The 13,869-nt window shown below is 39.2% G+C and carries 9 protein-coding genes; 3 read left to right on the top strand and 6 right to left on the bottom strand.

All coding sequences use genetic code 11. The features are described 5' to 3' along the window. Positions 1 to 12: 12 nt before the first annotated feature. Positions 13 to 2,004: a hypothetical protein gene (locus tag Q0486_RS04935; RefSeq protein WP_299230935.1), complete on the bottom strand. Its 1,992-nt coding sequence runs from the start codon at positions 2,002 to 2,004 to the stop codon at positions 13 to 15. A gap of 391 nt (positions 2,005 to 2,395) precedes the next feature. Between Q0486_RS04935 and Q0486_RS04930 the strand changes: the two genes are divergently transcribed. Both Q0486_RS04930 and Q0486_RS04925 read left to right on the top strand, forming a co-directional pair. Then, positions 2,396 to 5,716 carry a DUF2723 domain-containing protein gene (locus tag Q0486_RS04930; protein WP_299230786.1) on the top strand — a complete coding sequence of 1,107 codons (3,321 nt, stop codon included), beginning with the start codon at positions 2,396 to 2,398 and terminating at the stop codon, positions 5,714 to 5,716. 13 nt (positions 5,717 to 5,729) lie between these two features. After that, entirely contained in the window at positions 5,730 to 6,344 is a 615-nt protein-coding gene (locus Q0486_RS04925; RefSeq protein WP_299230785.1) for a polysaccharide deacetylase family protein, read from the top strand. A gap of 79 nt (positions 6,345 to 6,423) precedes the next feature. Here Q0486_RS04925 and Q0486_RS04920 read toward each other — a convergent pair whose 3' ends face one another. From Q0486_RS04920 to Q0486_RS04900, 5 genes are all read right to left on the bottom strand, one after another. After that, positions 6,424 to 7,650, bottom strand: coding sequence for a DUF4861 domain-containing protein (locus tag Q0486_RS04920; RefSeq protein WP_299230784.1), 1,227 nt, complete (start codon positions 7,648 to 7,650; stop codon positions 6,424 to 6,426). Positions 7,651 to 7,747: 97 nt separating this feature from the next. Continuing rightward, positions 7,748 to 8,542 (bottom strand): gluconate 5-dehydrogenase, encoded by a 795-nt coding sequence (locus Q0486_RS04915; protein WP_299230782.1) that lies wholly within the window; start codon positions 8,540 to 8,542, stop codon positions 7,748 to 7,750. Positions 8,543 to 8,702: 160 nt separating this feature from the next. Continuing rightward, positions 8,703 to 10,112 (bottom strand): D-alanyl-D-alanine carboxypeptidase/D-alanyl-D-alanine-endopeptidase, encoded by a 1,410-nt coding sequence (dacB, locus tag Q0486_RS04910; RefSeq protein WP_299230780.1) that lies wholly within the window; start codon positions 10,110 to 10,112, stop codon positions 8,703 to 8,705. Between the two features lie 112 nt (positions 10,113 to 10,224). Next, positions 10,225 to 11,571, bottom strand: a complete 1,347-nt coding sequence (gene lpdA / locus Q0486_RS04905) for a dihydrolipoyl dehydrogenase (RefSeq protein WP_299230778.1) — start codon at positions 11,569 to 11,571, stop codon at positions 10,225 to 10,227. Between the two features lie 32 nt (positions 11,572 to 11,603). After that, positions 11,604 to 12,026 (bottom strand): PH domain-containing protein, encoded by a 423-nt coding sequence (locus tag Q0486_RS04900; protein ID WP_299230776.1) that lies wholly within the window; start codon positions 12,024 to 12,026, stop codon positions 11,604 to 11,606. 189 nt (positions 12,027 to 12,215) lie between these two features. Between Q0486_RS04900 and nadB the strand changes: the two genes are divergently transcribed. Beyond that, entirely contained in the window at positions 12,216 to 13,799 is a 1,584-nt protein-coding gene (gene nadB, locus Q0486_RS04895; RefSeq protein WP_299230774.1) for an L-aspartate oxidase, read from the top strand. Positions 13,800 to 13,869: the final 70 nt, after the last annotated feature.

Genomic DNA, 13,869 nt, shown 5'->3' with positions numbered 1-13,869 from the left:
AACGGTCCTTTTTCATCTTATAAAATTCTCCGCTCTACCAGGCGACAACATTTCCCACAAAGAAGCAACCACCCAGCCTGGAGCAAAAATATCATTATAATAACCTTTTCCGTTTTTACCATAATCCCAGTTTGTATGCTGTACCACCTCAGGATAGAAACCTGTTTTAGCAATGCCACACATATGTCCTTCGTACGGCAAAAGCTGACGCATAGATGAAGTTATTACTTCTGAGAACTCGGCAAAGCGTTCCTCATCAAACTCTTTTGAAAGCCAGCGGAGTACATCTACAAAATCAAATACAAACACATCTATATGATTATTCTCGACAGACACATTCCCCCAGCCGCGTGTTTTCAAACCTACATCGCCCAACATCTGACCTTTAGCAAAAGGCACATCCCAGGTGTAATACCATGACAACGCAAAATAGGCTGCTTTCTTTGCAAGCTCTGCATAATATTCATGTTCGTGTCCTCTTGTGGCAAGTGCCAGATAATAAGCAGCGGTAGAGGCATATAGTGAAGACTCCTTATCCTCACAATTGGCATCAAGTGTAGATGAGAAATAATCAGATTTGGATATCAATTCTTTATCCAAATAGGCAACAGAACGTTTTGCCGCTTCCAGATAACGTCTGTCTCTGAAATATTTATAGGCCATTACCAAAGGAAGAGTAGCCGAAGGCGTACTTCCTCCCGAAGTATCCACTATAGACAAATCATCCTTAAATTTGCGTGGGAAACTTCCGTCCTTATTCTGCAACAATAAGAAGTTATCAAGCATTTTCTTCAAACGCATCTCCCATTCCGAATGACTACGTCCGTATTTCTTCTCATAATTCAAATAATACAAGACAGCATATATACCTTCCGACTGGCGACGAATGCTATGATTCTTTTCTACAGAATTACGTTTAAAATGTACAACCTCATTAAAGAAACCGTTTTTAGAAAAGCCTTTTTGCAGATAAGAATCGAAAATACCGTTTGCCATATCAACTAATTCCTTACGGTCTTTTTGCTCACCATACTCCAATGCATTGAACGCATTCAACAATGTGCGCCCCACAAAACCAACCTCAGCAACATCATGTTTCAAACAATCATCAGTAAGTAATTCCACGCCGGAGAAATACTTCACAGATGTATCATCTACAAAACTTTCGACAAAGAAATTACTCAATACTTCTTTCATCATCTCGTCTGTGTATGGCGTTTCAACAGGCATTGGCCTGTACAAATCATAGCTATACTCCCACGACTCTCTTATAAAATCGGCAAAATCATCTGCCCTGTTTTCTCTGATTTCCCATTTCAATTCTATGCTTTCCCCTTTTTTCAACAATTGAAAAGCCTGGACAGAAGGAGCCAAAGTAAGTTTGCGGATATATGTTTTAGGGGCTTCCTTATATGGAAACCCAAACGACAGAGCAGTCATTCCATTGATGTTTTCAAATCCCGTATAGCCTATGGATGTTTTTCCTGAAAGGATAATTTCACCATGATTATGTGTTGCCAACGCATCACATTCAAAATCCGCCACACGGGTGACAGAAATAGAATTATTGTACTTCTCATCATAAACAGCCGTCATTGGAGTACTTAAACGGTCATCACGAACCAACCAACTGTCAGAGGTATGAAACGAAGGAGCTTCTTTGGGCGAACGAAGATTACGTCTATACCAAAAACCAGGCATATAAAACAGACAGTCATCATGTTTAAAATTCGATTTAAGCTGTTGTCCAAAATTAAAATAGACATCATCAAGAGCTGTAATCCAAATCACTATCTGTCTGGTACTTCCACTACCCATTATATTCTGATATACAAGCACAGGCATTTCAGAATCACCGACCAACTGATAGGAAAATTTCTGATCTGTCAATTTGTTCATCTTCAGAGGGTAATATACAGACATATTTCCCGGTTTCTTTAAAGCTATATATGAGGATATATTTGCAGGAGTAAACTCGAATGCATTAACACACCCCATTATCATCCCCAAAGTAATTACTGAAAGTAATCTTCCAAAATTCATGATATCATTATTTTAGTATTCATTATGCAAATATAAACTTATTATAAAAGTTATACATACAGAAAAGTACAAAAATAATAAATCAAAATGTCCTAAAAAGCCCAAAACAGGAATAGCTCTTTTTTGAACTTTAAACACCCTGTCATTCGAAACAAGATGAACTGTCGTTCGATTTGGAATGACAGCTCATTTTTTTAAAACGTATCAACACCCTATTATAAAGAAACTTTAAGATTGTCATACTGTTATCATTATCAATTCTTTATTATCTTTGCGCTTGTTTTTGACGATAATAACAGACCCAACGGTCAATGAAATTAACCAACGGTCAACAAAGTTAAATATATAATTCATGAAACAGTACAACAAGATTAACAATCTGGTTGGATGGCTTGCTTTTGCAATTGCGGCTTTCACTTACTGCATGACTATCGAGCCAACAGCCAGTTTCTGGGACTGCCCGGAATTTATCACCACCGGTTACAAACTGGAAGTAGGACACCCGCCTGGCGCACCTTTCTTCATGCTTACTGCAAATTTATTCAGTCTGTTCGCTTCAGACCCTTCGCAAGTGGCGCTAATGGTCAATATCATGAGCGCGCTGATGAGTGCGGCATGTATCCTTTTCCTTTTCTGGAGTATAACACATCTTACAAAAAAACTGGTATGCCCGAATATAGAGGATATGACCACTGGCAAACTTATTACCATAATGGGATCAGGTCTTGTCGGTGCTTTGGCATATACCTGGAGTGATACATTCTGGTTCAGTGCGGTAGAAGGTGAGGTTTATGCTTATTCCAGCTTGTTTACTGCTCTGGTTTTCTGGCTTATACTGAAATGGGAAAACCGTGCAGACGAGCCTCACAGCGACAGATGGCTGATTCTGATAGCTTATCTTACAGGACTCTCGATTGGTGTACACTTGCTTAACCTATTGTGTATTCCTGCTATTGTACTGGTTTACTATTACAAGAAGAATCCTAACGCTAACCTGAAAGGAAGCCTTTTGGCTCTCTGCGGTTCAATGATTATTATTGCCGCTGTACTTTACGGTATCGTACCGGGTATTGTAAAAGTGGGAGGTTGGTTCGAACTGTTGTTTGTCAACAGTTTTGGAATGCCTTTCAACTCAGGACTTATCGTTTATATAATAGTCATGGCGGCATCGCTTATCTGGGGTGTTTACGAAAGCTATACAGTACGCAGCCGCAAGCTGATGAATATATCATTCCTACTTACACTGGGACTTCTTGGTATTCCATTCTACGGACACGGCTGGAGCAGTGTGATAATAGGTATAATCGTACTTGGTATCCTGGCAGCTTATCTGTTTGCCGACCTAAGCGATAAATTCCGCGTAAGCGCACGTACGCTAAACACTTCACTGCTGGCTTTGATGATGATTGTTGTGGGATATTCCTCATACGCTGTAATAGTGATACGTTCGTCAGCTAATACTCCAATGGATCAGAATTCGCCTGAAGATATCTTTACCCTTGGTGAGTATCTTGGTCGCGAGCAGTATGGTACACGACCATTGTTCTACGGACAAACCTACGCTTCAAAACCTGCACTGAAACAAGTTGATGGCGGATGTGTGTATGATGTAGAGGAAGGAGCACCAGTATATCAGCGTAAGGAAAAGGAAACTCCCGACGAAAAGGACAGCTACGAAATAGTACGTCACAGAACTGAATACAAGTATGCGCAGAACATGTTCTTCCCTCGTATGTACAGCGAAGCACACGCACAACAATACGAAGCATGGGTAGGCGGAATAAAAGGTAAGCAAGTACCTTACGACCAGTGTGGCGAAATGGTTATGGTCAAAATTCCTACTCAATGGGAAAACATAAAGTTCTTCTTTATATATCAGGTGAACTATATGTACTGGAGATACTTCATGTGGAACTTTGCAGGACGACAGAACGATATACAGGGTCAGGGTGAAATAGAACATGGTAATTGGATTACAGGTATTCCGTTCATAGACAATATGCTTGTTGGCGACCAGACATTCCTTCCTGACAGTCTGAAAAACAACAAGGGACACAACGTGTTCTACTGTCTGCCTCTTATATTGGGACTTATAGGTCTGTTCTGGCAGGCATACAGAGGAGACAAGGGTATACAGCAATTCTGGATTGTATTCTTCTTGTTCTTCATGACAGGTCTTGCCATTGTGCTTTATCTGAACCAGACTCCGTTGCAGCCTCGCGAACGCGATTATGCATACGCCGGATCATTCTATGCTTTTGCAATATGGATTGGTCTTGGAGTGGCAGGTATAACTGAATATCTGCGCAAGAAGATGAACGAGACTACTGCTGCTTCCATAACAGCTGTATTATGTCTGCTAGTTCCTCTGCAGATGGTTAGCCAGACTTGGGACGATCACGACAGAAGCGGACGTTATACTTGTCGAGACTTCGGACAAAACTATCTGAAAACAGTTCAAGAAGAAGGATGTCCTATCATATTCACAAACGGTGACAATGATACATTCCCATTGTGGTATAATCAGGAGACTGAAGGTTTCCGTACAGATGTACGTGTATGTAACCTAAGCTATCTGCAGACAGACTGGTATATCGACCAGATGAAACGTCCTGCATACGACTCTCCTTCTGTGCCTATCAACTGGGATCGTATTGACTACGTTTCTGGACACAACGAGGCTGTATATGTACGTCCGGAAGCAATGCAAACTATAAACAACTATTACAAGCAGAATCCTGAAGAGGCAAAAGCTGAATTCGGCGACAACCCATACGAACTGAAGAACATTCTGGAACACTGGGTGAGAAATTCTAAAGACGGACTACAGATGATTCCTACAGACAGTATAGTAATCAAACTGGACAAGGAAGCTATCAAACGCTCAGGAATGCTTACTCCGGACTCTATTCCTGACTACATGCACTTGTCACTGAAAGGCAAGAGAGTATTGTATAAGAGTGAGTTGATGATGCTTGAAATGCTTGCGAACACTAACTGGGAGAGACCACTGTACATGGCTATCACTGTTGGTTCGGACAATCACTTGAATCTGACAAATAACTTCCTGCAGGAAGGTCTTGCATACAGAATCACTCCTTTCGACAACAAGAAGCTGGGCAGAACAATAGACAGTGAGAAAATGTACGACAATCTGATGAACAAGTTCAAGTTCGGAGGCATTGAAAATCCAGACATTTATCTGGATGAAACAGTGACACGTATGTGCGACACTCACCGCCGCATGTTTGTACAGCTTAGTACCCAGCTTATCAAGGAAGGCAAAAAGGAGAAAGCTATAAAAGCTTTGGATTATTGTGAAAAAGTTATTCCTGGTTCAACTGTAAGACATGATTATATCTACAGTGGTTCAAAGGAAATGGCTGACAACTATATCACTCTTGGTGAATATAAGAAAGCCGAGAATATTCTTGACCAGATAGCCAACGACAATGTTCAGTACATAGCATGGTATCTGAGCCTTGACGACTCACGCTTCGCACTGTCATACGAGAACTGCCTGCGCAATATCTACTGCCTTGACGAGATATGTAAGAGTCTGGAGAAAATAAAGGACGACAAAACAGGCGAAATATGCCAAACTGCCGTTCATTACAATCAGAAGTTCCAGGAACTATACTCACTGCTTGAATCAAGAGTAGGAAAGAATTGATTTATACAAAAACATGTTTATAGAACAACCACCACAATTGATAAGATGCCTTTATCCATCCGCCATTTGGCGAATGGATAAAGACAAAAAGGCTGTGTATTTGACCTTTGATGATGGACCAATACCTAGAGTAACTCCATGGGTACTTGATGTTCTTGACAAATATAGAATAAAAGCTACCTTCTTTATGGTGGGAGATAACATTCGTAAACATCCTGATGAGTTCCGTATGGTGGTTGAGAAGGGACACAGAATAGGAAACCACACATTTAACCATATACGCGGACTGAGTTATGACATAAAATCATATCTTGACAACACCGATAAGGCATGCAGAATGATGATGAACACAAATCTGTTCAGACCGCCTCACGGATATATGAGTCCAAAGCAGTATGCCGAATTGAAAAAAAGGTATAAGATTATAATGTGGGACCTTGTAACACGCGATTATAACCGTAAATTTACAGGAGAACAGATTCTGAAAAAAGTAAAGAGATACGTCCGTAACGGTTCGATAATTACTTTTCACGATTCCCTGAAATCGGAAGAAAACATCAGATATGCTCTGCCTAAAGCTATCGAATGGCTTATGGAACAGGGATATGAATTTAAGGTCTTCGATTGAATAAAAAAATAAAGCCATCATTACATTTGGTATAGAATACCAGTAACGATGGCTTATTTTCATTATAAATAGTAGGTTATTATTTTATTGTAACAGACAATGGATTTCTTACCTTCTTAGCATATTCTTCAAGATATGAGTTCCATTTTTCGTCATCGAATCCACATTTGCTCCATGCAGATCCCCAATAATATTCGAATTCATCGCCAGGCTGGTATGTATTGATACCCATTACATGGCCAATAGCCCCTGCTACAGGCTTTTCAAAAGACTGGAACATAGTTTTCTCTACTTTATTAGGAAATACTGCTCCTACGTAAACTATACCATTATCAGCTTTAGGATTAGTAGTAGGATCGGCATACGCAATATAACCACCTTCTGTATCCATTGAATACTTGTCAGGTAATGCTTCGTGAACAACAAGACCTACACCTATCGGATAGTCTTTCTTCAGTGAAGAATAACTTACAGTAGTCTTATTTAAATGTGAACCTTTATCCAGCTGAATAATACGTGTTTCAACAACAGTTGTATCTCCATCGATGTTTAAAGGATTGAATTCCAGTTTCATTGTATATCTGAGAGGCCCATTATCCAATATCTCAAAATTCTTATAGCAATAAGGATACGCTATTGCAGAATCTGGCATCAAAGCAGCAGTACCTCCACCTAGTGTAGGACCAACAGCATAACAATCCATTCCGTTTCCATGATCAATATGATATGATATAGCTCTTCCCAAACTGTCTGCCTCAGCTTTTTTGCCCTCTTTACGAAGTTGCTTTATCATTGCTCTGGCATCCTTATCAAGTTCCATTGCATAACGGTCTTCGACTACTAATTCTGAAACGCTTTTTGTAAAGACATCATATCCGTATGCTTTTTCACCGTTCTTTTGTAAAGCAGGACCATACGCACGATATGCGGCTTTATCATTTTCCCATGCGATATCGTCAAGTCTTTCCGGATACTGACGTCCATAAACAACTGTATTTACATGCGAAGGCTGACCCTTAGTGATACTGTAAGATGCTATAGCATTGGCCTTTACTGTAGCGGGAAATATTATCTTATTATCAGATGTCAACTGATAAGGAACCTCTGTTTTATTTTCATCTGTAATAATAAAATCTGCAGTCTCACCAAGTTTCAGTTTTCCCAAAACGTCATCAGCAGAAATCTCAACAATCTCTTCTACACGATCTATATTCAATGGATTTGAAACTGATACTGTAATTCCTTTTTCTTGAGCACATGAAGCCATCATAGCAACAACAGCAGCAGATACAAATAACTTTTTCATACTTAATTTATAAGGCTTAAAACAAAAAAAGTCCTACCGGAAAAGTAATATTCCGGCAGGACCCTATATAATATTATTCTCTATTGGCGACCATTAATTATTTAGGCTGCTTTCCGATGTATGCCAAGATACCACCGTCAACGTACAATACATGACCGTTTACGAAGTTAGAAGCATCTGAAGCCAAGAATACAGCTGGACCTGCCAAATCTTCTGGGTTACCCCAACGAGCAGCAGGAGTCTTAGCTATGATAAATGCATCGAATGGGTGACGTGAACCGTCTGCCTGACGTTCGCGAAGAGGAGCTGTCTGAGGAGTAGCGATATAACCCGGGCCGATACCGTTACACTGGATGTTGAATTCACCGTATTCAGAAGCGATGTTGCGAGTAAGCATCTTAAGACCACCCTTAGCTGCTGCATATGCAGAAACAGTTTCACGACCAAGTTCACTCATCATAGAGCAAATGTTGATAATCTTACCGTGACCCTTCTTAATCATGCTAGGAATAACAGCTTTAGAAACGATGAATGGAGCGTTAAGGTCTACATCGATTACCTGACGGAATTCAGCAGCAGACATTTCAGTCATTGGGATACGCTTGATGATACCTGCATTGTTAACCAAGATATCGATAACACCTACTTCTTTTTCAATCTGTGCAACCAAAGCATTTACAGCTTCTTCATTAGTAACGTCGCATACATATCCCTTAGCTTCGATACCAAGTTCTTTGTAAGCTGCGATACCTTTATCTACCAATTCTTGTTTGATATCGTTAAAAACGATCTTTGCACCAGCCTTAGCAAAAGCAGAAGCGATTGCAAAACCGATACCGTAAGATGCACCTGTTACAAGAGCAACCTTACCTTCAAGTGAAAAGTTTACCATAATAATATAATTAATACTGTTTAATAAATCATTTCCACAAAAGTAATAAATTATTTCCGTTACCGCACACAAAAATATACAGAATATGTACAAAAATGTTTAATATCATGATAATAACATGTTTTAAAACATTTATACATATAGTTTTACTTATGTAAATTCAATCACATGTTGACAGAATATTACAGATTTCATCCTGAAAACGTCTTGCAGAAACATATTTCAGCACATTCTGATTAATAATGACGAATGCAATTGTATGTTTGGATGACGATGTAACATAGCCGGCCAATGAACATACGCCGGTCAAAGTTCCGGTCTTTGCACGCACATTTCTGAATGTTTTTCCTTTTCCCATTCTATATTGTAAAGTTCCATCAATACCAGCTATCGGCAGACTGTCATAAAACAAAGGGAATATCAAAGGAGAACTGAAAGCATATTTCAAATATCCCATAATAAGTTCCGGAGAGACATAATTATAATCAGAAACTCCACAGCCGTCAACTATTCTGAACTTTCGGCTATCAAAGCCTATATCAGTCTTAAGAAACTTGTAAATGGCATTCTGTCCATCCTTATGACTGAGATACTTCTTACCATTAAATATTTCTCTTGTAGCATGGAAGAACAGGGCTTCGGCAGAAAGATTATCACTCTCCTTCAATGCACGTTTTAAAACTTCGTCAATATCTCTATATACTGTTATTATACCTTTTGTATTGTCTGGCACAATACTATATGTTATACTGTCTTTGGGAATGAATATTCCCTTTCCCTGTAACTGATAGCGTAGGGTATTCATGAAGAAAGATTTTGTATCGAAAATATTCATCGAAGTACTGGCCTTATGTCTCGAACTGCCGGATATAGATATGATATTACCGTTATTGAGCCAATTGCGTGTGGCACTAACGTATGTACCTTCAGGTGATGTCCTATTGTCAATGGTATAGAAATCGGACTCAGGTTTAATCTCTACATTGGATTTACTTCCACCTGAAGGTGATATGCTTACATTTACACAGCCACGGTTCAGCATCAATGGCGAAAGATATGGCTGGAAAGTATCAGGAGTGTCATCCCATGCCCAACCAGGCCCCCAATAAACAGAGTCCATCATTGACACATCACCAACCAGACGGCCTTTTACTCCGTGTATACCCATATTCGCAATGGCATCTACCAACGATTCCATATCTTCCTGCATAAACTCTGGATCAAAATCACCTTTTACATAAATGTCACCGTAAAGTGTATCGCTTTCAATATACCCTGAATATGACAAACCTGTCTTTATCTGATAATCCTTACCCAAGACAGAAAGAGCTGTTACTGAAGTAATAACTTTTTCAACAGATGCTGGTCTGTAGAGTTTTTCTGCCTGATATCTGTATAATTCTTTTTTCGAAGTTAAATCGTATACCAGAATTCCTACCTCAGATGTATTAAGGAATGAGGAGTTGTTTATAAGCGAGTCTATTCTGTGAACTATTGTTTGAGAATTTGACTGTAGACATAATAAAAGAAAAGCAAACAATAGAGATGTTCTTAAAATTGTTCTTGCCATGATTATTTTGTATTTTTATTATACGTTTAAACGGTTTTTAAATACCATTTAAATAGTATTCAAAAACCGTCTACAAATATAATCAGAATTGAGAATCAACGAAGTTAAAAGATTAAAACTCTCTGAAAATTTCACCTACAGTAGGATGCGGAAAAACATATTTCTTGAAATCCTCAAGTTTCCTACCTTCTTCTATCATCATTCCGGCCATTACTATAAGTTCCGAGGCTGGGTTTCCCAATATATGTACTCCAAGGATATGATTCTTGGAATCTGTTATTACCTTACATATACCGTTCATCCCCTCATTCTCGGCAACAAACCTTCCGGCGTATGCCATAGGGAGTTTTGCAACTTTATAATCGAATCCTACTATTTGGGCCATCTCTTCAGTCATACCTACCGATGCCACCTCTGGATTTGTATATACCACTCCGGGAATAGCCTTATAACTCATATTGTCGTCTTTCCCACAAATATGATTTACTGCGACTTCGGCTTCTCTCACTGCTGTATGAGCAAGCATAGAGAAACCAGTAATATCTCCACATGCATAAACTCCGTCAACAGAAGTCATCATTGTCTTTGTATCAACCATGATTCTATGCTTAGGAGTAAATTCAAGAGAAAGATTTTCCAATCCATAACCTTCGGTACATGCATGGCGTCCGGCACTTACCAACAGTTTCGCGGATTCTACACATCCATCGCCGTCTGCAGTCAGATACTTAACTATAATATTTCCGGAATATCCATTACATACCTCAGTTACCTTGGCATCAAGTATGAAACTGACACCTTTCTTAGTGTATTCAGCTCTTAACATAGAAGCAAGCTCCTTATCTATACCTCCAAGAATTTCTGAAGTCATTTCTACGACTGTGACTTTTACTCCTAGACTGCAAAAATATGATGCAAACTCCATTCCTATGACTCCACCTCCTATTATAACAAGACTTTCCGGCAGCTCCTTGCAGTCGAGAGCTTCTCTGTGTGTCCAGAAATCTGTCTTTTCCAACCCCTTTACAGGAGGTACAAATGTCTTGCTACCTGTACACAAGATCAGTTTTTCACATTTATACACTTCATCACCACATTTTATTGTGTTTTTATCCTGAATATAAGCTTCACCAGTGACCACAGTAACCCCCGATTCGCTCATTTTGTTTTTTATTCCAAGCACAAGCTTACGGACTACTTTCTGTTTTCTGCTTACAATTTTTGCGATATCAAAAGAAACATTATCTGCTTTCACTGCATATTTTGAAGCATTTCTGGCCCCGTCAAAAACTTTGGCTGAATATAACAATGTCTTTGTGGGAATACATCCTTCGTTAAGACAAACACCGCCTAAAGCATTTTTCTCAAACAGAACGACATTCAAACCTGCTTTGCCAGCAGCTTCGGCGGCAGAGTAACCGGCAGGTCCTCCACCAATAATTGCTAATTGAAAATCCATAGTATATAAAAAGGTATAAAATTAGTTTGTGTTTATTCAATAATTACAAGTTTGCCGTTTATCGACTTGAGTTTCGAAATAAAAGAATCCTTGTTCCGTGGAGAAACATGTACTTTTATAGATCTGTTATTCCCATTGTATTTTATCTCAAGTCTATAGAATGACAGTGCAGGAGCCCAGAACTTCATCGAACGCACCAGCTTTATTGATTCTATCTGTTCAATATTAAGAGTGAATCCTTTAACAAAACGACCGGTTTCAATTCTCAACAAGCCGCCATCTGTTATAATATATTGGGTATGAATAAGCATTTCTATCTCATATATCACCAGAACGGCCATAATAAGTGCCAGCACCGTGTCATGCATCCAGAAGAAAAAGAAAAGAAGCAAAGATGTAACAGTAATCAGAATCCAATACCACCATCCTACTTCGGTCTTAAACGTTCTATCCATATCTTTAAGTATTTACAAAAACTCAGTAATTTTCTGTGAAGATAAAAATTAATTTACTAATAAACCACTAAAACAAAATTTCTTTATCTGTTTTTATGATTTATTTCTATGAAAAGTTTTATAAAATAACCATAGTATTAAGCTATATGACAACTTTTTAGTAGTTTTGCATCATAGATATAAATTATTATGGTTAGGAAATTCGATTTTCTCGTTATCGGCTCTGGTATTGCCGGAATGAGTTTTGCGCTTAAAGTGGCGCATAAAGGATCAGTTGCATTGATATGCAAGGCCGGAATGGAAGAAGCCAATACTTATTTTGCACAAGGTGGTATTGCTTCTGTAACGAATCTCAAAGTTGACAACTTTGAAAAACATATCCACGACACAATGGTTGCCGGAGATTGGATAAGTGACCCTGCAGCCGTAGAAAAGGTCATAACAAACGCCCCTAAACAGATAGAAGAGCTGATAAAATGGGGGGTTGATTTCGACAAAAATGAAAAAGGTGAATTCGATCTTCACAAAGAAGGAGGACATTCAGAGTTCAGAATTCTTCACCACAAGGATAATACAGGAGCTGAAATTCAGACAAGCCTGATTGAAGCAGTCAAACAGCACCCCAATATTACAATATTCTCAAATTTCTACGCTGTAGAACTTATTACACAACATCATCTTGGTATAATAGTTACGCGCCACACACCTGGTATAAAATGCTTCGGAGCATATATTCTGAACGAAGAGACAGGCGAAGTGGATACTTTCCTTTCGAAAGTCACTGTCATGGCTACAGGTGGATGTGAAGCTGTATACAGACACACTACAAACCCACTTGTTGCAACAGGCGACGGTATAGCAATGGTTTATCGTGCCAAGGGTGCCGTAAAAGATATGGAATTCATTCAGTTCCATCCTACTGCATTATTCCATCCAGGCGACCGTCCAAGCTTCCTTATAACAGAAGCTATGCGCGGATATGGCGGCGTTCTCAGAAATCTTGCAGGAGAAGAATTCATGCATAAATATGACCCACGCCTGTCATTGGCACCACGCGATATAGTAGCACGTGCAATAGACAGCGAAATGAAACAGCGTGGTGAGGATCATGTTTATCTTGACGTAACTCACAAAGACCCTGAGGAAACTAAGAAACATTTCCCTAACATATACAAGAAATGTTTGAGCCTGGGTATAGATATCACAAAAGATTATATACCTGTTGCTCCTGCTGCCCACTATCTTTGCGGAGGTATCAAAGTCGATCTGGACGGACAGTCAAGCATACGCCGTCTATATGCAATTGGCGAATGTTCATGCACAGGTCTGCACGGAGGAAACCGTCTGGCTTCAAACTCGCTGATTGAAGCAATAGTTTATGCCGATGCAGCCGCACAGCATGCAATGAGTGTAATAGACAGATACGAATTTAATGAGGATATTCCTGAATGGAACGACGAAGGAACAATCAGTACCGAAGAAAGAGTCCTTATTACACAAAGTATGAACGAAGTAAATCAGATAATGGAATCTTACGTAGGTATAGTAAGAAGCAACTTACGTCTGGTAAGAGCATGGAACAGACTTGATATCCTGTATGAAGAGACAGAAAGACTGTTCAAGCGTGTCAAGGCCTCACGAGAAATATGCGAATTGAGAAATATGATTAACGTAGGATATCTTATAACTCGCCAGGCAATGGAAAGAAAAGAAAGTAGAGGATTGCATTACACTATCGACTATCCGAAGCATTCTGAAGAAAACAAACAATAACAGATAATAATAAGCAGGGATATTCAGTAAATGTCCCTAAAAAGTAATATGGCATATAAAGTCGATAGAG

Origin of the sequence: uncultured Bacteroides sp., from assembly GCF_937912035.1 — a bacterium.
Lineage (GTDB): Bacteria > Bacteroidota > Bacteroidia > Bacteroidales > Bacteroidaceae > Phocaeicola.
The sequence above is the reverse complement of the archived record's forward strand: the minus strand, read 5'-3'. Positions and strand labels throughout refer to the sequence as shown.

What these genes read in the sequence shown, in the direction of transcription:
- dacB (WP_299230780.1), bottom strand. Translation starts at nt 10,112, where the DNA reads ATGGCAAGAACAATTTTAAGAACATCTCTATTGTTTGCTTTTCTTTTA.
- Q0486_RS04925 (WP_299230785.1), top strand. Translation starts at nt 5,730, where the DNA reads ATGTTTATAGAACAACCACCACAATTGATAAGATGCCTTTATCCATCC.
- Q0486_RS04915 (WP_299230782.1), bottom strand. Translation starts at nt 8,542, where the DNA reads ATGGTAAACTTTTCACTTGAAGGTAAGGTTGCTCTTGTAACAGGTGCA.
- Q0486_RS04900 (WP_299230776.1), bottom strand. Translation starts at nt 12,026, where the DNA reads ATGGATAGAACGTTTAAGACCGAAGTAGGATGGTGGTATTGGATTCTG.
- Q0486_RS04935 (WP_299230935.1), bottom strand. Translation starts at nt 2,004, where the DNA reads ATGATAATGGGGTGTGTTAATGCATTCGAGTTTACTCCTGCAAATATA.
- nadB (WP_299230774.1), top strand. Translation starts at nt 12,216, where the DNA reads ATGGTTAGGAAATTCGATTTTCTCGTTATCGGCTCTGGTATTGCCGGA.
- Q0486_RS04920 (WP_299230784.1), bottom strand. Translation starts at nt 7,650, where the DNA reads ATGAAAAAGTTATTTGTATCTGCTGCTGTTGTTGCTATGATGGCTTCA.
- lpdA (WP_299230778.1), bottom strand. Translation starts at nt 11,571, where the DNA reads ATGGATTTTCAATTAGCAATTATTGGTGGAGGACCTGCCGGTTACTCT.
- Q0486_RS04930 (WP_299230786.1), top strand. Translation starts at nt 2,396, where the DNA reads ATGAAACAGTACAACAAGATTAACAATCTGGTTGGATGGCTTGCTTTT.